The organism is Pseudomonas sp., from assembly GCF_049645325.1.
In the GTDB taxonomy this organism is placed as follows: domain Bacteria; phylum Pseudomonadota; class Gammaproteobacteria; order Pseudomonadales; family Pseudomonadaceae; genus Aquipseudomonas.
Genome location: NZ_JBARTQ010000377.1, coordinates 1 through 20,381 on the forward strand (window position 1 = coordinate 1; position 20,381 = coordinate 20,381).

Genomic DNA, 20,381 nt, shown 5'->3' on the forward strand with positions numbered 1-20,381 from the left:
GGATAAAACTCGCCTGAATGTCGTCAAGCGGTAGAAATGTGCGCAAGACTGCCGGAAAACCCGGCAGTCAGGCAATTAACGAGCGTCGACAATCAATTGATCGAACTTTTTCAGCGCGTTACGCAAGCCAAGGCTCTCCAATGGCCGATCGGCATAAACCATCTCGGCCATCTCCATGATCCCCGACGCATTGGGCAACGGCAGGTCCTGCTCAAGGATCTGCTTCATGCGCACCAGGAAGATCCATTGCAACCACTGGTGAAAGTCCAGCGTGTCGACCGAAAACGGCTCGACACTGCTCAACGCTTCAGCACTGGGGGGCACTTCGTCCCACCAGCCCTGCACGCGCAGCTCGCGCTCGATCAGCAATAACTGTTCGGCAATCGCAGGGAACCGCCCATCCATCAGAGGCTGACCTTGGCTTTTTGCCGCGCTTGAGCGGCGCCGGCGGCATCGCCTTGGGCGGCACGTGCATCACCAATCAAGCCCCACAGGTTGGCTTGCAGATCAGGACGACCATTGGCCAGGCTCAGGCCACGACGGGCAAATTGCTCGGCTTGCGGCGCATCGCCCTGGGCCATGCGCACCTGGGCCAGGCGATACAACACTTGCGGTTCGCGAGGTGCCACGCGCTGGGCGCGCTCAAGGCTTGATGACGCACCGTTCAAGTCGCCACCCGCCTGCTGCTGCTGGGCGGTGGTCAACAACGCCAGTACTGGCCCGTCCAGTTGCTCGTCAGCCGAGAGGCCGCCCGCGTTGGACGACGACGGAATGCCGCTCGGCGTCGACGGCATGGTGTAGGTGCTTTGGTTGATCGGCGCCGCCTGGATCGGCGTGGAGTCAACCGGCCCCGACGTGCTTGGCCCAGGGGTCCACGGCTCGGCGCTGATCGGCGCCGAAGTGGCCGAGCCACCGCCCGGCACCATCACCACCACGCCCGAATCCTGCGGAATGGATTGAGGAGTGGCCTGAGTTGGACGCTTGACCACGGTCTGGCGGAAACCGCCATTGGCCGAGATACGGTCGTTATTGGAGACGTTAGTGCTCGAATCCACCACCGGAATCGAGCCGCGCTGCACGCTGGCGCAACCGTTGAGCAAAGCCAGAGCTGTAATAGCTGGAATCCACCACTTGTTCACTTGAAACCCTCTTTGCTTAATTCATCCAGCCCTTGACCCAATCCATCACCGAATCCGCGCCAGCAGGCGCACTGCCGCCGCACGCGGGGCCGGGTGGTGGCTCGCTGCCGCGAATATACGGCATCTGCACCGCGCCCGGACAGTTGGCATCAGAGCCCTGCCCCGTGTGCGGATCAATCCAGGCCTGCACGACGTTGTCCGGCAGCGGCATATTCAACGGCAGCGGATCGGCTTTGCGCATGAAACTGGTCCAGACCTGCAGCGCACCGGTCGCGCCGGTGAACGGCGTCTTGCCGTTGTCATCACGCCCCAGCCACACCACCGCCAGCACATCCTGGCCGAAACCGGCGAACCAGCTGTCACGCGAATCGTTACTGGTGCCGGTCTTGCCGGCCAGCGTCAGGTTCGCCGGCAACACCTTGTAGACAGAACTGCCGGTACCTTCACGCATCACGCGCTGCATGGCGTTCTGGATAAGGTAGATGGAGCCCGCATCGAAGCGCTGCTGAATCTGGAACGGATAGCGCTTGAGCGGCTCGCCCTCGGCGGTCAACACGCTGCGAATCCCGCGCATCGGCGTATTGAAACCACCGTTAGCGATGGTCTGGTACATCGTGGTGACTTCCATCGGCGTCATTGCGCCAGCGCCAAGCAGCATTGATGGGAACGCGGGGAACTCACGGGTGATGCCCAGTCGCCCCAGGGTTTTCAACACATTCGGCACGCCCACTTCGAGCCCGAGGCGCGAGGTGGAGATGTTGTAGGAATGCGCCAGGCCCTGGTACAGGAATATCGTACCGTTGGAGCGACGCTCGAAGTTTTTCGGCGTCCACACTTGGCCGTCCGCCAATTTGACCGACAGCGGTTCATCCGACAGCCAACTGGTCAGCGTGTATTTGCTCGGTTTTTCCAGCGCCGTCAGGTAGACCGCCGGCTTGACCAGCGAGCCGATCGGCCGCACGGCATCCAGCGCACGGTTGAAACCGGCAAAACTCGCCTGGCGACTGCCGATCATGGCCTGGACTTCACCGGTTTCCGGGTTGGTCACCACCATCGCTGCTTCTACTTCGTCGGAACCCTTACGGCCGGTGAGACGCTTGAAGGTGTCATTGACGGACGCTTCGGCTTTCATCTGCAGAATCGGGTCGAAACTGGTGAAGATCCGCAGGCCTTCTTCGGTCAAGTCTTCGTCGCGGTAGTCTTCACGCAACTGGCGTTTGACCAGGTCGATAAAGCCCGGGAAGGAGCTGTCGGCCAATTTGCCGCGAGTGGTTACACCCAGTGGCATTTTTTTCGCTGCCGCGACTTGCTCGGCGGTGGCGACGCCCTGCTGTTCAAGCACATCGAGCACCAGGTTACGGCGCTCAAGCGCACGCTCCGGGTTGCGGCGCGGGTTGTAATAGGACGGCCCCTTGACCATCCCCACCAGCAACGCCACCTGGTGCAGCTTCAACTCGGACAACGGCTGACCGAAGAAGAACTGGCTCGCCAGGCCGAAACCGTGCACCGCGCGCTGTCCATCCTGACCGACGAAGACCTCGTTGAGGTACGCCTCAAGGATTTCCTGCTTGCTGTAATGCAGCTCCAGCAGCATCGCCATCATGGCTTCGGTGAGCTTACGGGTCAGGCTGCGCTCGTTGGTCAGGTAGAAGTTCTTGACCAATTGTTGCGTGAGCGTGCTGCCGCCCTGGGTCATCTTGCCGCCCGACGTGTTGACCCAAATGGCGCGGGCAATCGACTTCGGCGAGACGCCCCAGTGGTGGTAGAAATCGCGGTCTTCTACTGCAACCAGGGTTTCGAGCAGATACGGCGGCACCTGATCCAGCTTGATCAGGATGCGGTCTTCAAGGTTCTTCGGGTAAATGCCGCCGATCAGCAGCGGTTCCAGGCGCACGACGGGCAGCTTGGAACCATTGAGCGACGACAGTTCCGCCACATAGTCGCCAGAGAAGCGCACACGCACCGGCTGGGCTTTTTCCAGGCCTTCATAGAACTGGAAGCCGCGGGTATTCAGGTCTACGGTATTTCCGCTGACGGCCGCCGCACCCGGGCCATTGCTCACAGGTTCGCGGCGATAACCCAAGGCGTCGAGTTCGGTGAGGAAGTCATCCTTGCTCAGCTTCTGGCCGTTGAACAATTCAAGCGGGCGAGCGTACACCTTGGCCGGAATGGTCCAGCGCTTGCCGGAGAACTTCTCCTGGACCACGGCGTCGAGGTACACCGCAAAGCCGGCGAGCACCACAAGGCCTACCAGGCTGAGCTTAAGCGCCCAGCCAAGCCACGGGCGCAGGCCGCGGGAAGGAGGTTTTTTACGGGAACGGGGAGATCGGGTTCGAGTCATGGCGGCGGATTATACGCACTTTATTGATGATCAACATGAGCCGGACAGCGGTTTGCACGACCGCTCGTAGCGGCCATAATGCCCGCCATGATTTCCCCCAGACTTTGAAGGATCGCCCGTGAGCCAGTCCCTGATCGCTGCCCTGCAAAACCCGGCTTTATACCCTCATCCGGTTGAAGCGTTTCAAGTCATTGAGACCCATATTTCCTGGGTAATACTGACCGGCCCCTATGCGTACAAACTGAAGAAACCGATGAATTTCGGCTTCCTCAACTTCACCGTCCTGGAAGATCGCGGTCACTTCTGTAACGAGGAGCTGCGCCTCAACCAGCGCCTGACCAAAGATTTGTACCTTGAAGTGTTGCCGATCACCGGCACTGCCGAAGCCCCACAATTGGGTGGCGACGGCCCGGTGATCGAGTACGCGCTGAAAATGCGCCAATTCCCGCAGAGCCAAATGCTCAGCACCCTTCAAGCCAACGGTGAGCTGACCAGCGCGCACATCGATGAGATGGCCAGGCAGATCGCGCACTTTCACCTTAGCGCCCCGAAAGTACCCCAGGAGCACCCGGCCGGCACTCCGGACGAAGTAATGGCGCCGGTGCGCCAGAACTTCGAGCAGATCCGCCCTTTCCTCAGCGAAAAGGCCGATTTGGCCCAACTCGACGCCCTGCAAGCCTGGGCTGAAAGCAGTTTCGAACGCCTCAAGCCGCTGCTGGCACAACGCAAGCTCGACGGTTTCACCCGCGAATGCCACGGTGACATCCACCTGGGCAATGCCACGTTGATTGACGGCAGCGTGGTGATTTTCGACTGCATCGAGTTCAACGAACCCTTCCGCTTCACCGACGTGTACGCCGACACCGGCTTCCTGGCGATGGACCTGGAAGACCGTGGCCTCAAGTCCCTGGCGCGCCGCTTTATCAGCCAATACCTGGAGCTGACCGGCGACTACAGCGGCCTTGAAGTGCTGAACTTCTATAAAGCCTACCGCGCGCTGGTACGCGCCAAGATCGCCTTGTTCAGCATGCCGAGCGAAGCTGACCCGGTGCAACGCGCCACCACGCTGCGCCAGTACCGCAACTACGCCAACCTGGCGGAAAGCTACAGCACCATTCCATCGCGTTTTCTGGCAATTACTCACGGTGTGTCGGCTGTCGGCAAAAGCCACGTTGCCATGCGCCTGGTGGAAGCACTGGGTGCCGTGCGCCTGCGTTCAGACGTGGAGCGCAAGCGCCTGTTTGGCGAACAACAGGTTGAGAACACGCCACAGGCCGGCATCTATGCCGCCGATGCCAGCGCGGCCACCTATGCGCGCCTGAACGAAATCGCCGACACCGTACTGCGCGCCGGCTTCCCGGTGGTGCTGGATGCCACTTTCCTGAAGCACGAACAACGCGACGCCGCCGCCAAGATTGCCGAGGCCACTGGCGCGCCGTTCCTGATCCTGGATTGCAACGCGCCGCAGGCCGTTATCGCCAGTTGGCTGGCACAGCGTCAGGCAGATACAAACGATCCGTCCGACGCGACATTGACCGTCATCGAAGCGCAGCAGGCCGAACGCGATCCGCTGTCCGCTGAAGAACTGCTGCTGAGCAAGCGCGTGGAAACCAACGAAAGCGGAACGCTGGACGCGCTGGTCGCACACATTCGCCAACGCCTGCCCGGCCTGTAAGAAATATTTCTTGGTCGTGTCACCGATCTTCGGTGCACGACCGAGCAATAGTGGCACTATAATGGCGTCATAATTCCAACAGGAGTCGCCATCATGAGTCAGCCCAAGCTTTTGGATACCCCGCTCTACGCGCTCCTGCATAAGGACGACATTCGCGGCTTCAACCAGGAACGCCCCAAGGACGGCGCTATCGACATGCGCGGTGGTGACTTCCGAGGGCTGGACCTGCGCGACCTGGACGCCACGGGCGTGGACTTCACCGACGCCTACTTCCGCTCCGCCGACCTGCGTGGCCTGGATCTGCGCGACTGCTCACTGGAAGGCGCGAGCCTCGCCCATGCGCAAATCTCCGGCACCTACTTCCCCCCTGAGCTGACTGCCGACGAGATTTTGATGTCGGTCAATTTCGGCACACGCCTGCGCTACCGCACCAAGTAACCTCACCTTCAGCCCCCGGCTACGCCTCAGGCGGGCCGGGCGCTTCCCGCCTGTTTATGCTCAATTCTGCGCAATATTCTTATAAGCGTTTCAGCCGTTCCTGACCAAAGAACCACGCTTTTCCTACTGAGCGCTACACTCCTTTTCAGGCTTGCCTGGTCACGATACCCACCGCACCATTCGGCCGTCGCAAGGAGGCTTGATGAACGATGAGCTGCAACACCTGAAAAACCTGGGCAAGACGTCGGCGCAGTGGTTGCACGCGGTGGGCATCCACAGCGCGTCCGACTTGCGTCGCCTGGGAGCTGTCGATGCTTACCGAGCCGTGCGCACTCGCGGGTTTCGGGCGTCGAAAGTGCTGCTGTATGCGATTGAAGGGGCATTGATGGACGTGCACTGGAATGACATCCCGACGGAGCGCAAGGAGGCGTTGAACCGTCAGCTGGATGCTCTTTCAGCACGCCAGAAGAATTAATTGCGCACTAAAACCCAGTATTTACGGGCATCACGAGCACGCGTTTGAGAAAACCCATCCAACGTGCAAAACAAATGTTGACTCTCAAATGAGAATCGTTATGATTATCACAACTGGTCGCGAGATCAGCCGATAACTGAAAGACCATTGGTTCGGACTCTCAGATTATCTCCTCATCAGGCTAATCACGGTTATTTGACCCGGCTCTTGCCGGGTCTTTTTTTGCCTGTGAAAAACTGCCTGAACCACCCCGTCTTCAGCGCGCAATAATCAATGGATGCCCACGTTCCGGATGCGGCTGCACCAACACATCCAGCCCAAATACCGCCTTGAGTGGTTCCGGCCGCAACACCTCCGAGGGTGTGCCCAAGGCCTGTGGACGCCCGGCCTCCAGCAACAGAATGCGATCACAGTAACGCGCCGCCAGATTCAGGTCATGGAGGATCACCAGCACCGCCGCGCCTCGATCGGCGAAGCTGCGGATGGCTTGCAAGGTGGTGTGTTGGTGCAAAGGGTCGAGCATCGACGTCGGCTCATCCAGCAGCAACGTCAGCCCCGCCTCACCCGGCCATAACTGCGCCAATACTCGCGCCAGGTGCACGCGCTGGCGTTCGCCGCCGGACAGCGCAAGGTAGCTGCGACCACTCAAATGCTCGACATCCGCCGCGTGCAAGGCGGCCTCGATGATTTCATCATCACGCACCCGGCCTGTTTGATGGGGCAAGCGGCCCATGCCGACTACTTCTTCGACACGAAAGGCGAAATCCAGGGTCGACGCCTGGGGCAGCACCGCCAGCCGCTGGGCACGCTGCGGGCCGCTCCAGTCTTTCAGCGCCTGCTGATCCAGCCAGACACTGCCTTCGTCCGGCTGCAGTTCCCCGCACAACGCCCCAAGCAAGGTACTTTTGCCCGCGCCATTGGGCCCCAGCACACCCAGCACTTCACCGGGCAACAGGTCGAGGGTGACGCCCGCCAACACGGTTTTGCGACCGCGCCGGACCTGCAGCTCTTCCACGCGCAGCATCAGGCACGCCCTCGTAACAACAGATAAAGAAAAAACGGCGCGCCTATGAACGCGGTCACAATACCGATCGGCAACTCAGCCGGTGCCAAGGCCAGGCGCGCCACCAGGTCCGCGAACAGCAGCAAGCTCGCCCCCGCCAGCACAGACGCAGGCAACAGCACACGATGATCCGGCCCCGCCAGCAAGCGCACCAAGTGCGGCACCACCAGGCCGACAAAGCCGATCATCCCCGCCGCCGCCACCGCCGCACCCACACCCAGTGCGGTGCAGAACACCAGCTCGCGCTTGAGCCCCTCGACATCAATCCCCAGGTGACTGGCCTCGGACTCACCGAGCAACAATGCATTCAACGCCTTGGCGCGGCGCGGCAACCACAGCGCCACGCCGGCGCTCACCAGCAACAGCGGCCACAACCGCGAATAGCTCGCGCCATTGAGGCTGCCCAGGTTCCAGAAGGTCAGGGTGCGCAACGTGGCGTCATCCGCCAGATACGTAAACAGCCCCACCGCCGAACTGGCGAGGGCCGTGAGCGCGATGCCGGCCAGCAACATCGTCGCGACGTTGGTCTGGCCGTTGCGGCGTCCAAGGCGATACACCAGCGCCGTGACACCCAGGCCGCCGAGAAATGCACACAGCGACAACAGGTAAGGCCCAAACGCCTCCGGCAAACCGCCAAACAATGAACCGCCGACGATGGCGATGGCAGCCCCCAACGCTGCCCCGCTGGACACCCCAACCAACCCCGGGTCGGCCAGCGGGTTGCGAAACAACCCCTGCATCGCCACGCCAGACAATGCCAGCACGCCGCCCACCGCCAAGCCCAGCAAGGTGCGCGGCAGGCGAATCTGCCCCAGGATCAACTCAGCCTGTTCCAGCCCTTGAGCCTCAATCGGCACACCCATCATGCGCAGGGCGGCCTTGAGCGTATCCAGCAACGGCAGGCTGACCGGCCCCAGCGCCAATGACAGCCAGATCGCCAGGACACACAGCAGCGACAACCCGATAAACAGCGTTTTCGGTTTAACCAGAGTGGTCATGGGGCAGGTTTAGCCTGGGACGGATAGAACCCGGCGGACAGTTGCACCAGGCTTTGCGGCAGACGCGGCCCCAGGCCGCCGACCAGCAGCGTCGGATCGAGCTCAAATACTCGGCCGTTCCTGGCCGCAGGCGTTGAGGCCAAAATCGGGTTTTCCTTGAACAAGGCCGCACGCGCGGCATCACCGGTCAGGGCGCGGTCGGCAAACACCAGCACATCCGGGCTCAAGCCCGCCAACGCCTCCACCGAGAATGGCTTGTAGCCCGTGTGGGTCGCCAGATTGTGCCCGCCAGCCTGCTGCAACAGCCAATCGGCGGCGGTGTCTTTGCCGGCAATCAGTGGCTTGCCGCCCGCATGGCCCAGCAGCAACAGCACACCCGGCGACTTCTGCGTGGCTTGGGCCTTGGCAACCCGGTTTTTCTGCTGCTCCAGCGCTTGTTCATATCCGGTAAACAATTCGTTGGCCTTGGCCTCATTGCCGAGCAACTTGCCCAAGTGCTGAAGGTTGCCTTTCAAGGTCGGCAAATCCGGTTGGGCGGAGAACATTTCCACCTGCACGCCCGCGCCACGGATCTGCGCCAGTACCGGTGGCGGCCCCATTTCCTCGGTGCCTACGAGCAACTGCGGGCGCAAGCTGAGGATGCCCTCCGCCGACAACTGCCGCTGGTAACCAATGCTCGGCAACGCCTTGAGCGACTCTGGATGCTGGCTGGTGGTATCAACCCCCACCAATTTCGACTCTGCGCCCAGCGCGGTCACCCATTCCGAAAGCGCCCCACCGGCACTGACCCAGCGTTGTGGCAATTCAGAGGCGTGTGCCCCGGGGTTGACCAGCAGTGAGGCAACGAGCGCAAAAGCGCTGGTACTCAGGCGCATATCAGGGTTTCCTTCCAAGGGCAGGGCCACTCAAGCACTCATCAATGTGACAGATAATCCCTGTCTGGCATCGTACTGAGCGCCCGGTCAGCTAACGGGCGAAGCCGGCATTTGATAATTGTTTGCATTTGAACGTCAAGGCACTTAAGGATTGAAATGAAGTTTCTCTGCCCCTCCGACACCCTCGCGCCAGACAGCAGCCGCGGATTCGAGATCGACGGTTGCAAGCTGCTGGCCGTGCGCCGTGACGGCGTGGCCTACTTCTATATCAACCGTTGCCCGCATCGCGGCATCCCGCTGGAATGGCAGCCCGACCAGTTCCTCGATGCCAGCGCCAGCCTGATCCAGTGCGCCACTCACGGCGCGTTGTTCCTGATCGAAAGCGGCGAATGCATTGCCGGCCCGTGTGCGGGCCAAAGCCTGACCGCCCTGCCCGGCCGCGAAGACGAACAAGGACTGTGGGTGGAACTCTAGTCGCCGATCAGCACGTCCAGCCGCCGCTCGACAATAATTTCCTCTGGCGTGACGCGCACACCGTAGGCCAACACCTCCACGCCCGCGGCCTTGGCTTCGCGCAGCGCGGCGGCATAACCGGCATCGATTTCCACGGCCGGGCGCACCGCTTCAATCCCGGAGAGATTGACGCAATACAACTGCACCGCCCGTACGCCGTCCCGCGCCAAATGTGCCAATTCGCGCAAATGCTTGGCGCCGCGCTGGGTGACTGCATCGGGAAACGCCGCCACCGGCGAGCCATCAAACCCCAGCGTGACGCTCTTGACCTCCACGTACGCGGCGCCGTGTGGGTAGTCCAGGCGAAAGTCGATGCGGCTTTTTTCCTGGCCGTACGGCACTTCACGCTTCAGCGCTGTAAAGCCGTTGAGCTCGGTAATCACCCCGGCGCGCAATGCTTCCTCGATCAGCTGATTGGCCCGTGCGGTGTTGACGCACGCCAGCCGGCCTTGCGGCGTTTCGGCAATTTCCCAGGTGCCCGGCAGCTTGCGCTTGGGGTCATCGGAACGGCTGAACCAGACCTGACCGCCTTCCACCATGCAATTGAGCATCGAACCGGTGTTCGGGCAGTGAATGGTCAACAGCTCACCGGTAAGGGTTTCGATATCGGTGAGAAACCGTTTGTAGCGGCGAATCAGCCGCCCTTCTTCGAGAGGAGGATGAAAGCGCATCAGGCCTGCCAGCTCCGCAAACCGCGGGCGATGCGTTCCACCGCCTCCTGCAGTCGATCCAGGTTTTGCGTGTAGGCAAACCGCACATGATGGCCCGCCTGATAGCGCCCGAAATCCAGCCCGGGCGTAAAGGCCACGTGCTCGGTTTCGAGGAAATGGCGACAAAACGCGAAGGCATCACCGCCGAACGCGCTGATATCGGCGTACAAATAGAACGCGCCTTCCGGCTCTACGGCGATGCCGAACCCCAGTTCGCGCAGGGCCGGCAACAGGAAATCACGGCGACGACCGAATTCGGCGCGGCGCTCTTCCAGAATACTCAGGGTTTGCGGGGTAAAGCAGGCCAAGGCCGCGTACTGGGCCATGCTCGGCGCGCTGATGTAGAGGTTTTGCGCCAGTTTCTCCAATTCGCCCACGGCGGCAGGTGGCGCCACCAGCCAACCCAGGCGCCAGCCGGTCATGCCGAAATACTTCGAAAAACTATTTAAGACGAAGGCGTCGTCGTCGACTTCCAGCACGCTCGCCGCGTCGGTGCCGTAGGTGAGGCCGTGATAGATCTCGTCGACCACCAGGTGGCCGTTACGCGCATTGATTGCACGCGACAGCCCGGCCAGCTCGTCCCGCGTGAGGATCGTGCCGGTAGGGTTGGCCGGCGACGCAACCAGCGCGCCCACGCTGTCCTGATTCCAGTGCTTGGCCACCAGGTCGGCGGTCAATTGGTAGCGCACGTCCGGGCCAACCGGCACCAGTTGCGCCGCACCCTCCACCAGCCGCAGGAAGTGGCGATTGCAGGGGTAACCCGGGTCCGCCAGCAGCCAATGCTTACCCGGATCGACCAACAGGCTGCTAGCCAACAGCAAGGCACCAGAGCCGCCCGGCGTGATCAGAATGCGCTCGGGGTCCACGTTCAGGCCGTAGCGCTGCTGGTAGAACCCGCTGATGGCCTCGCGCAGCTCAGGTAACCCACGGGCAGCGGTGTAACGGGTCTTGCCATTGGCCAGCGCCGCCTGGCCGGCCTGGATGATCGGCTCGGCCGTGGTGAAATCCGGCTCGCCGATTTCCAGGTGGATCACGTCATGGCCGGCCGCTTGCAGCTCATTCGCGCGCGCCAGCAACGCCATGACATGAAAAGGTTCGATGGCGCGACTGCGCGCACTGTAGGGCTGAGCCATAAGCCTTCCTTAACGGTGAGGACAAAAACAGGATTCTACCGAACCCCTGACGTAAAACATGTTCTATTGCCTGCTCGGCCACTCAGGCGGCCCGGGCAAGCGCGCGTAAAACGACTAAAATCAATAGTCGAGAGGTTACATACCCAGCCATGGCGGGCTGCTGCAGTTTGCAACCCCGCCACGATGGGCCTCGACAACCGGGAGTGGCGCACCCCGAATCTATCTGGTAAGTTCGCCCGCTTGCAGCCGCAGGGCCGGCAGGTGTCGGTGACGTTGCAATCCTGCGCAATGGATTAGAAGAGTGAGAGGCGGTCTATTCATGTCCACCCAAGCAAAGCAACAGCAGCAGAGCCTCAGTGGCTTCACACCTTACGTCGAAGCGAAGGGTGAGGAGTACATGGGCAAGCCCATGCGTCAGCACTTCACCAAGATCCTGCAAAAGTGGAAGCAGGACTTGATGCAGGAAGTCGACCGCACGGTTGACCACATGAAGGACGAGGCCGCCAATTTCCCGGACCCGGCAGACCGTGCCAGCCAGGAAGAGGAATTCGCCCTCGAACTGCGCGCCCGTGATCGTGAACGCAAGCTGATCAAGAAAATCGACAAGACGCTGCAACTGATCGAAGACGAGGAATATGGCTGGTGCGAATCCTGCGGCGTCGAGATCGGTATTCGCCGCCTGGAAGCCCGCCCAACCGCGGACCTGTGCGTAGACTGCAAGACCTTGGCTGAAATCAAGGAAAAACAGGTCGGCAAGTAATCTCTGCCGAACTGAACGAATGGGGCGTGCGAACGCCCCATTTTTGTTTCTGGCGTTTGCCGATTTTCCAGTAGTATCCGGCCCATGACAGCCTCTACCTATATCGGGCGTTTCGCCCCCACGCCCAGCGGCCACTTGCACTTCGGCTCGCTGGTCGCCGCCCTCGCCTCCTACCTCGATGCCCGCGCCAACCACGGCCGCTGGCTGATGCGCATGGAAGACCTCGACCCGCCCCGCGAAGAACACGGCGCCCAGGCGGCGATTCTGCACGCCCTCGAAAGCTACGGCTTCGAGTGGGACGGTGAGTTGGTCCGACAAAGCGAGCGGCATGAGGCCTACGCAAAAGTGCTGAACGACCTGTTCAGCCACGGTTTGGCCTATGCCTGCACCTGCTCGCGCAAACAACTGGAGCCCTACCACGGGATTTACCCTGGCCTGTGCCGCAATGCCGGGCATGATCAGCACGACGCGGCCATCCGCCTGCGCGTTCCTGAGCTGGAATACCATTTTACCGACCGCGTACAAGGCGAATTCCGACAGCACCTGGGCCGCGATTCAGGGGATTTCATCATCCGTCGCCGCGACGCCCTCTACGCCTATCAACTGGCGGTGGTGCTCGACGATGCCTGGCAAGGCGTTACCGACATTGTGCGCGGCGCCGACCTGCTCGACTCCACACCACGCCACCTTTACCTGCAGGAACTGCTGGGCCTGCGCCATCCGCGCTACCTGCACGTGCCGCTGATCGTCCAGCCGGACGGTAACAAGCTGGGCAAATCCTACCGTTCCCCACCGTTGACGCCCGACCAGGCAACGCCTTTGCTGGTGAGGGCGTTGCGCGCGCTCGGCCAACCCGTCGATGATCAACTGCTGCACGCCAGCCCACGGGAACTGCTGGATTGGGGCATTGCGCACTGGGATGCCACGCTGATCCCGCGCACACTCACGCTGGCCGAAGCGCAATTGAGTTGAAGGCGCTTGCAGCTTCCCAGCCATCCGTTACCATCGCCGCAGTTTTTTAATCAGAGGCCAACATGTACATCTATCGATTGGTCCTGCTGCTGGTCGTCGGGATCTACCTGTTTTCCCCCGCCATCATGGATTGGTGGATCGACGCCACGGGCGCCTGGTATCGCCCGTATCTGCTGTGGCTGATTTTGATCGTCGTGACCTTCATCCTGCAGAGCCAAAAAGATGCCGATGAGCTTTAGCCTCACCCAGATGCTGCTGATCAGCGCCGCCTACCTGGCTGCGTTGTTCGGCGTTGCCTGGATCAGTGAGCGCGGAATGATTCCGCGGGCGATCATTCGCCATCCGCTGACCTATACCTTGTCGCTGGGCGTCTATGCCAGTGCCTGGGCGTTTTACGGCACGGTGGGCCTGGCCTATCAATACGGCTACGGTTTTCTGTCCAGTTACCTGGGCGTCTCCGGCGCGTTTCTGTTGGCGCCGGTGCTGCTGTACCCGATCCTGAAAATCACCCGTACCTACCAGTTATCGTCCCTCGCGGACCTGTTTGCCTTCCGCTTTCGCAGCACCTGGGCCGGCGCGCTGACCACGATTTTCATGCTGATCGGCGTGCTGCCCTTGCTGGCGTTGCAAATCCAGGCCGTGGCCGATTCCATCAGTATCCTGACCCGTGAGCCGGTGCAACATCGGGTTGCCCTGGCCTTCTGCGCGCTGATCAGCCTGTTCACGATTTTCTTCGGCTCACGCCACATCGCCACCCGTGAAAAACACGAAGGCCTGGTGTTTGCGATTGCGTTTGAATCGGTGATCAAGCTCATCGCCATCGGCGGCGTCGGCCTTTATGCGCTCTACGGCGTGTTCGACGGCCCGCAACAGCTGGAACTGTGGCTGCTGCAAAACCAGACCGCCCTCGCTGCCTTGCACACGCCGCTGCAGGAAGGCCCGTGGCGCACCTTGCTGCTGGTGTTCTTCGCCTCGGCGATCGTGATGCCGCACATGTACCACATGACCTTCACCGAAAACCTCAACCCGCGCTCACTGGTCAGTGCCAGCTGGGGCTTGCCGCTGTTCCTGCTGCTGATGAGCCTGGCCGTGCCGCTGATCCTCTGGGCGGGCCTCAAGCTCGGCGCCACCACCAACCCCGAATACTTCACCCTCGGCATCGGCATTGCGGCCAACAGCCCGGCCCTGGCGCTGCTGGCCTATGTCGGCGGGTTGTCGGCGGCGAGCGGGTTGATCATTGTCACCACCCTGGCGCTGTCAGGCATGGCGCTCAATCACCTGGTGCTGCCGCTGTACCAGCCACCGGCTGAAGGCAATATCTACCGCTGGCTGAAGTGGACACGCCGCGCGCTGATCGTCGCGATCATCATGGCCGGCTATGGCTTCTACCTGCTGCTGGGCGCCGGGCAAGACCTGGCTAACCTCGGCATCGTCGCATTTGTGGCCACTTTGCAGTTTTTGCCGGGTGTGCTGTCGGTGCTGTACTGGCCGACGGCCAACCGTCGCGGTTTTATCGCCGGGCTGCTGGCGGGGATCCTGGTGTGGATCGTCACCATGCTGCTGCCGCTGGTCGGCAACCTGCAGGGCTTCTATATCCCGCTGCTGAACATGATCTATGTGCTGGACGACACCAGTTGGCACATGGCGGCGATCGCGTCGCTGGCCGCCAACGTATTGATGTTCACCCTGATCTCGCTGTTCACCAACGCCAGCCCCGAAGAAACCAGCGCCGCCGAAGCCTGCGCAGTCGACAACGTACGCCGCCCGCAACGCCGCGAGCTGCATGCGGCCTCGCCCCAGGAGTTCGCCACGCAACTGGCCAAGCCCCTCGGCGCCAAGGCCGCGCAGAAGGAAGTCGAGCAAGCGCTGCGCGATCTCTACCTGCCGTTTGACGAGCGCCGCCCGTATGCGCTGCGCCGCCTGCGCGACCGAATCGAGGCCAACCTGTCCGGGCTGATGGGCCCAAGCGTGTCCCAGGACATGGTCGAAACCTTCCTGCCCTATAAGGCCGGCGGCGAAAACTATGTGACCGAAGATATCCACTTCATCGAGAGCCGGCTGGAGGATTACCACTCACGCCTCACCGGCCTCGCCGCCGAGCTTGATGCCCTGCGCCGTTACCACCGCCAGACGTTGCAGGAACTGCCGATGGGCGTGTGTTCCCTGGCCAAGGATCAAGAGATCCTGATGTGGAACAAGGCCATGGAAGAACTCACCGGCATCGCCGCGCAGCGGGTAGTGGGTTCGCGCCTGAATACCCTCGGCGATCCGTGGAAAGAATTGCTGCAAGGCTTTATCAACCTGCCCGACGAGCATTTGCACAAGCAGCACCTGGCCCTCGACGGCCAGACGCGCTGGCTCAACCTGCACAAAGCTGCCATTGACGAGCCGTTGGCGCCCGGTAACAGCGGCTTGGTATTGCTGGTGGAAGACCTGACCGAAACCCAGATGCTCGAAGACAAACTGGTGCACTCGGAGCGCCTGGCGAGCATCGGCCGCCTTGCGGCAGGTGTGGCCCATGAAATTGGCAATCCGATCACCGGTATCGCGTGTTTGGCGCAGAACCTGCGCGAAGAGCGTGAAGAAGACGGTGAAATCACTGAAATCAGCGGGCAGATCCTTGAGCAGACCAAGCGCGTTTCGCGCATCGTGCAGTCGCTGATGAGCTTTGCCCATGCCGGCGCCCATCAGAATCTGGACGAGGCCGTGTGCCTGGCCGAAGTCGCGCAGGATGCCATTGGGCTGCTGGCCTTGAACCGACGCAATTTCGAAGTACAGTTCTTCAATCTGTGCGACCCGGACCACTGGGTTGACGGCGACTCCCAACGCTTGGCGCAGGTGTTGATCAACCTGCTGTCCAACGCCCGCGATGCCACACCGGCCGGCGGCGCGATAAGGGTCAAGACCGAGGCTTTCGAGCATACGGTCGACCTGATCGTCGAAGATGAAGGCAGCGGCATTCCACAGAACATCATGGACCGATTGTTCGAACCCTTCTTCACCACCAAGGACCCGGGTGAAGGTACCGGTCTGGGCCTTGCACTGGTCTATTCCATCGTTGAAGAGCATTATGGACAAATCACCATCGACAGCCCGGCTGACACCGAAAGCCAACGCGGCACCCGTATTCGGGTGACCTTGCCGCGTCATGTCGAAGCGACGTCCGCTGTGAACTGAGACCGTCGAGAGAATTGAATCAATGCCGCACATTTTGATCGTCGAAGACGAAACAATTATCCGCTCTGCCTTGCGTCGCCTGCTTGAACGTAATCAGTACCAGGTCAGCGAAGCCGGCTCGGTGCAGGAAGCCCAAGAGCGTTTCAGCATTCCCACGTTCGACCTGATTGTCAGTGACCTGCGCCTGCCAGGCGCGCCGGGCACCGAGCTGATCAAGCTCGGCCAGGGCACGCCGGTGCTGATCATGACCAGCTACGCCAGCCTGCGCTCGGCAGTGGACTCGATGAAGATGGGCGCGGTGGACTACATCGCCAAGCCTTTCGACCACGACGAGATGCTCCAGGCCGTCGCGCGTATCTTGCGTGACCGTCAGTCGGCCGGCAGTGCGCCAGCCGAACAGCGTCCCGCCGGCAAGACGGCCGAGAAGCCGGGTGTCGACAACAGCAATGGCGAGATCGGCATCATCGGCTCCTGCCCACCGATGCAGGATCTGTACAGCAAGATCCGCAAAGTGGCGCCCACCGACTCCAATGTGTTGATCCAGGGCGAGTCAGGCACCGGTAAAGAACTGGTGGCCCGCGCCCTGCACAACCTGTCCAAACGCGCGAAGGCGCCGATGATTTCGGTGAACTGCGCGGCGATCCCTGAATCTCTGATCGAGTCCGAACTGTTCGGCCACGAGAAAGGCGCCTTCACTGGCGCCAGCGCCGGGCGCGCGGGGCTGGTTGAAGCGGCGGACGGCGGCACCTTGTTCCTCGACGAAATCGGCGAGTTGCCTTTGGAAGCCCAGGCGCGTTTGCTGCGCGTGCTTCAGGAAGGCGAAATCCGCCGTGTCGGTTCGGTGCAGTCGCAGAAGGTCGATGTACGCCTGATCGCGGCCACTCACCGTGACCTGAAGAGCCTGGCCAAGATCGGCCAGTTCCGTGAAGACTTGTATTACCGCCTGCACGTGATCGCCCTCAAGCTGCCGGCTTTGCGCGAGCGTGGCGCCGACGTCAACGAGATCGCCAGCGCCTTCCTGCTGCGCCAGAGTGCGCGCATCAACCGCACCGACCTCAAGTTTGCGCCCGACGCCGAGCAGGCGATTCGGCACTACTCGTGGCCGGGTAACGTGCGGGAACTGGAGAACGCGGTAGAGCGCGCGGTGATCCTGTCGGAGAGCCCGGAAATTTCCGCCGAACTGCTGGGCATCGACATTGAGCTCAGTGATCTGGACGACGACGATTTCATCGGTTTGGCACCCCAACAGGGCGGTAGCAATACCAGCCATGAGCCGACGGAAGATTTGTCACTGGAAGATTACTTCCAGCATTTCGTGCTGGAGCATCAGGACCACATGACCGAAACCGAACTGGCACGCAAGCTTGGTGTGAGCCGCAAATGCCTGTGGGAACGGCGCCAGCGCCTGGGCATTCCACGGCGCAAGACCGGGGTGGCCAGCGAGAGTTGAGGGTGCGCCCCAACAGGTAACACCCTCAGATGTGAAAAAACTGTTACCGCTGAATTTTCACGTAACAAAAGCCGGGGCTTACGGTAACGAAGCCCCGGCTTTTTTTCGCCTGCCGGAAACCCGAAAACACCTCAAACCCCTGATTTTGCTGGGCGGCGCAAAAGTTGGCACGCACCCTGCTATATGCTTAGTACAAAAACAATAACAAGCTTTGTACCAGACAATAAAAATAAGACGAATCGACTCACGCATAATAAAAACAACACGGCGGAGGCGCAGCTAACTGATTCTTTTGGAGAGGCGTTGCATTGGGGCTTGCCCCGCAACCAGGCCGAGAACAACAAAAACTGCCCTAAGGCAGAGCCTGAACTGGTTGGATCGTAGATCAGCAACACAGCGACCAAAGCAATCCGTTTGCTCTTGGCTCCCGATTGGGAGTGTCATGAAGGTGAAGCTTCATGGCGAGGGCGATCAACAAAAACAAGAAGCCCGCAACCAATAATAAAAAAAGAGCACGCAACTACTTCTGGGGGAGCTTCGGCTCCCCTTGTAGTTTCCGCAATAAATCCCCTCAACACATCAATTCAGGCTTATGGCGCAAGGCCTGCAGCTTGTTCCTACACCATCCCCCGACTAAATGCTAGAATCCCCGCCCATCATGCGGTCATTCTTCGTTATGGCCGAACATTCCTTCAAACAGTGCATCCCATGCTGAAGAAGTTGTTCCAGTCATTCCGTTCTCCCTTGCGTCGTACGCAACACATTCGCAGCACGCCTGAAGTGCTTAACAGCAATCAGCATTCATTGCAGCGCGCTCAATTCAGCCGTTATGCGGTGAACATCGTCGAACGTTTGCAGAACGCCGGCTACCAGGCTTACCTGGTCGGCGGCTGCGTGCGTGACATGCTGCTCAACATCACGCCGAAGGATTTCGACGTCGCCACCAGCGCCACGCCTGAACAGGTGCGTGCCGAATTCCGCAATGCGCGGATCATCGGCCGTCGCTTCAAGCTGGTGCACATTCACTTCGGCCGCGAAATCATCGAGGTCGCGACCTTCCGCGCAGGCCACCCGCAAAACGATGAAGAGGAAGACACCAATCAGTCTTCCCGCAACGAGAGCGGGCGCATTCTGCGCGACAACGTCTACGGCACTTTGGAAGAAGACGCGCAACGCCGCGACTTCACCATCAACGCCTTGTATTACGACCCGGTCAGCGAGCGCATCCTCGATTACGCCAATGGCGTACACGACATTCGCAACAACCTGATCCGCCTGATCGGCGACCCGACACAGCGCTACCAGGAAGACCCGGTGCGCATGCTGCGCGCGGTGCGTTTTGCCGCCAAGCTGAATTTCGGCATCGAGAAACACACCGCCGCGCCGATTCGCGAACTGGCGCCGATGCTGCGCGAGATTCCTTCGGCACGTCTGTTCGAAGAAGTGCTCAAGCTGTTCCTCTCGGGGTATGCCGCCGACACCTTCGAAATGCTCGTCGACCTGCAGCTGTTCGACCCGCTGTTCCCGGCCAGCGCCGAGGCCCTGGAACACAACCCGACGTACACCCACACCCTGATCAGCGAAGCGTTGATCAACACCGACCTGCGCATCAAACAGAACAAACCGGTGACCCCCGCGTTCCTGTTTGCCGCGCTGCTGTGGCCGGCCCTGCCCAAACGCGTCATGCGCCTGCAAGACCGTGGCATGCCGGCAATTCCGGCCATGCAGGAAGCCGCGCACGAGCTGATCGCCGAGCAGTGCCAGCGCATTGCCATTCCGAAGCGCTTCACCATGCCGATCCGCGAGATCTGGGACATGCAGGAGCGCCTGCCGCGCCGCAGTGGCAAACGTGCCGACCTGCTCCTGGACAACCCGCGCTTCCGCGCCGGCTATGACTTCCTGCTGCTGCGCGAAAGCGCCGGCGAGCAGACCGATGGCCTGGGCGAATGGTGGACTGACTATCAGGATGCCAATGACAGCCAGCGTCGCGACATGATCCGTGACCTTGGCAGCAAGGGTGATGGCGTCGGTGAAGGCCCGAAAAAACGTCGTCGCAGCTCCGGCAGCAAGCGTAAGCGCAGCGCCGATGCCTCGGGCGCCGCGGGCGAATAAACGTGGAACGTATCTACATCGGCATGGGCAGCAACCTGGCGGCCCCGGATCAGCAATTGCGCAGTGCTGTCGAAGCACTGGCGCAACTGCCCGACACCCTCTTCGCCGGTGTGTCGGCCTTCTATCAAAGTGATTCCCTGCTCCCGGGCCAACCGCGCTACACCAATGCGGTTGCCGCCCTGGACAGCCGTCTTGCGCCCCTTGAGCTGCTGGACGCACTGCAAGCCATCGAGAACGAACAAGGCCGCGAACGTCTTGAGCGTTGGGGGCCGCGCACCCTGGACCTCGACATTTTGCTGTTTGGCGATCGCCTGATCGACGAGCCGCGCCTCAAAGTGCCGCACTATCAGATGCACTTGCGTGCGTTTGTGCTGTACCCGCTGGCCGAACTGGCGCCTGCAGAACTGCACATGCCAGGCGGCCAAACGCTCAAAGCGCTGCTGGCGGCCTGCCCGTTTGTGGGCCTGGAACGCCTGCCCCCTGTTTGACGCAATCTCTGTGGGAGCTGGCTTGCCTGCGATTGCATCGCCTCGGTCTCACTGATGTACCG

General features: G+C 61.2%; 19 protein-coding genes. 11 read left to right on the plus strand and 8 right to left on the minus strand.

Annotated features, from left to right (window positions below):
- Positions 1-75 precede the first annotated feature (75 nt).
- Genes WBB95_RS16525 through mrcB form a run of 3 tightly spaced genes read right to left on the minus strand, consistent with a single transcriptional unit; the run spans position 76 to position 3,480 of the window.
- Positions 76-405: a YqcC family protein gene (locus WBB95_RS16525; protein ID WP_424488567.1), complete on the minus strand. Its 330-nt coding sequence runs from the start codon at positions 403-405 to the stop codon at positions 76-78.
- Entirely contained in the window at positions 405-1,139 is a 735-nt protein-coding gene (locus WBB95_RS16530; protein ID WP_424488568.1) for a tetratricopeptide repeat protein, read from the minus strand. The genes WBB95_RS16525 and WBB95_RS16530 overlap by 1 nt, the downstream gene beginning before the upstream one ends.
- 16 nt (positions 1,140-1,155) lie before the next feature.
- Positions 1,156-3,480 carry a penicillin-binding protein 1B gene (mrcB, locus tag WBB95_RS16535; RefSeq protein ID WP_424488569.1) on the minus strand — a complete coding sequence of 775 codons (2,325 nt, stop codon included), beginning with the start codon at positions 3,478-3,480 and terminating at the stop codon, positions 1,156-1,158.
- 118 nt (positions 3,481-3,598) lie between these two features.
- Here mrcB and WBB95_RS16540 point away from each other — a divergent pair, with 118 nt between their 5' ends.
- From WBB95_RS16540 to WBB95_RS16550, 3 genes are all read left to right on the plus strand, one after another.
- On the plus strand, positions 3,599-5,155 hold the full coding sequence (locus WBB95_RS16540; protein ID WP_424488570.1) for an AAA family ATPase: 1,557 nt from the start codon (positions 3,599-3,601) through the stop codon (positions 5,153-5,155).
- Between the two features lie 93 nt (positions 5,156-5,248).
- Positions 5,249-5,593 (plus strand): pentapeptide repeat-containing protein, encoded by a 345-nt coding sequence (locus tag WBB95_RS16545; protein ID WP_424488571.1) that lies wholly within the window; start codon positions 5,249-5,251, stop codon positions 5,591-5,593.
- 202 nt (positions 5,594-5,795) lie between these two features.
- Positions 5,796-6,068 carry a TfoX/Sxy family protein gene (locus tag WBB95_RS16550; protein WP_424488572.1) on the plus strand — a complete coding sequence of 91 codons (273 nt, stop codon included), beginning with the start codon at positions 5,796-5,798 and terminating at the stop codon, positions 6,066-6,068.
- A gap of 256 nt (positions 6,069-6,324) precedes the next feature.
- Here the strand turns inward: WBB95_RS16550 and WBB95_RS16555 are convergent, their stop codons facing one another.
- Genes WBB95_RS16555 through WBB95_RS16565 form a run of 3 tightly spaced genes read right to left on the minus strand, consistent with a single transcriptional unit; the run spans position 6,325 to position 9,004 of the window.
- Complete coding sequence (locus tag WBB95_RS16555) at positions 6,325-7,092, minus strand: heme ABC transporter ATP-binding protein (protein WP_424488573.1); 768 nt, start codon at positions 7,090-7,092, stop codon at positions 6,325-6,327.
- Positions 7,092-8,129 carry a FecCD family ABC transporter permease gene (locus tag WBB95_RS16560; protein ID WP_424488574.1) on the minus strand — a complete coding sequence of 346 codons (1,038 nt, stop codon included), beginning with the start codon at positions 8,127-8,129 and terminating at the stop codon, positions 7,092-7,094. The genes WBB95_RS16555 and WBB95_RS16560 overlap by 1 nt, the downstream gene beginning before the upstream one ends.
- Entirely contained in the window at positions 8,126-9,004 is an 879-nt protein-coding gene (locus WBB95_RS16565) for a heme/hemin ABC transporter substrate-binding protein (protein WP_424488575.1), read from the minus strand. The genes WBB95_RS16560 and WBB95_RS16565 overlap by 4 nt, the downstream gene beginning before the upstream one ends.
- Positions 9,005-9,160: 156 nt before the next feature.
- On the opposite strand from WBB95_RS16565, the gene WBB95_RS16570 reads away from it, so the two are divergent.
- A complete protein-coding gene (locus WBB95_RS16570) occupies positions 9,161-9,478 on the plus strand; it encodes a Rieske (2Fe-2S) protein (RefSeq protein ID WP_424488576.1) in 318 nt (105 codons plus the stop codon).
- On the opposite strand, the gene sfsA is transcribed toward WBB95_RS16570, so the two are convergent.
- Together sfsA and WBB95_RS16580 are read right to left on the minus strand one after the other, a co-directional pair.
- The gene (gene sfsA / locus WBB95_RS16575; protein ID WP_424488577.1) at positions 9,475-10,188 is read right to left on the minus strand and encodes a DNA/RNA nuclease SfsA; all 714 of its coding nucleotides are present in this window, start codon (positions 10,186-10,188) and stop codon (positions 9,475-9,477) included. The two genes, WBB95_RS16570 and sfsA, sit on opposite strands and share 4 nt — an antisense overlap.
- Complete coding sequence (locus WBB95_RS16580) at positions 10,188-11,360, minus strand: pyridoxal phosphate-dependent aminotransferase (protein ID WP_424488578.1); 1,173 nt, start codon at positions 11,358-11,360, stop codon at positions 10,188-10,190. The genes sfsA and WBB95_RS16580 overlap by 1 nt, the downstream gene beginning before the upstream one ends.
- A 319-nt stretch (positions 11,361-11,679) precedes the next feature.
- Between WBB95_RS16580 and dksA the strand changes: the two genes are divergently transcribed.
- From dksA to folK, 7 genes are all read left to right on the plus strand, one after another.
- Positions 11,680-12,120 carry an RNA polymerase-binding protein DksA gene (gene dksA, locus WBB95_RS16585; protein WP_026083092.1) on the plus strand — a complete coding sequence of 147 codons (441 nt, stop codon included), beginning with the start codon at positions 11,680-11,682 and terminating at the stop codon, positions 12,118-12,120.
- A gap of 84 nt (positions 12,121-12,204) precedes the next feature.
- The gene (gene gluQRS, locus WBB95_RS16590) at positions 12,205-13,092 is read left to right on the plus strand and encodes a tRNA glutamyl-Q(34) synthetase GluQRS (protein ID WP_424488579.1); all 888 of its coding nucleotides are present in this window, start codon (positions 12,205-12,207) and stop codon (positions 13,090-13,092) included.
- 62 nt (positions 13,093-13,154) lie between these two features.
- A complete protein-coding gene (locus tag WBB95_RS16595; protein WP_003176118.1) occupies positions 13,155-13,331 on the plus strand; it encodes a hypothetical protein in 177 nt (58 codons plus the stop codon).
- Positions 13,315-16,269, plus strand: a complete 2,955-nt coding sequence (locus WBB95_RS16600; RefSeq protein ID WP_424488580.1) for a sensor histidine kinase — start codon at positions 13,315-13,317, stop codon at positions 16,267-16,269. Before WBB95_RS16595 ends, WBB95_RS16600 begins: the two co-directional genes overlap by 17 nt.
- A 22-nt stretch (positions 16,270-16,291) precedes the next feature.
- On the plus strand, positions 16,292-17,719 hold the full coding sequence (locus WBB95_RS16605; RefSeq protein ID WP_424488581.1) for a sigma-54-dependent transcriptional regulator: 1,428 nt from the start codon (positions 16,292-16,294) through the stop codon (positions 17,717-17,719).
- A gap of 708 nt (positions 17,720-18,427) precedes the next feature.
- Positions 18,428-19,831: a polynucleotide adenylyltransferase PcnB gene (locus WBB95_RS16610; protein ID WP_424488582.1), complete on the plus strand. Its 1,404-nt coding sequence runs from the start codon at positions 18,428-18,430 to the stop codon at positions 19,829-19,831.
- 2 nt (positions 19,832-19,833) lie between these two features.
- Positions 19,834-20,319 carry a 2-amino-4-hydroxy-6-hydroxymethyldihydropteridine diphosphokinase gene (gene folK, locus WBB95_RS16615; RefSeq protein WP_424488583.1) on the plus strand — a complete coding sequence of 162 codons (486 nt, stop codon included), beginning with the start codon at positions 19,834-19,836 and terminating at the stop codon, positions 20,317-20,319.
- The last annotated feature ends 62 nt before the right edge of the window (positions 20,320-20,381 follow it).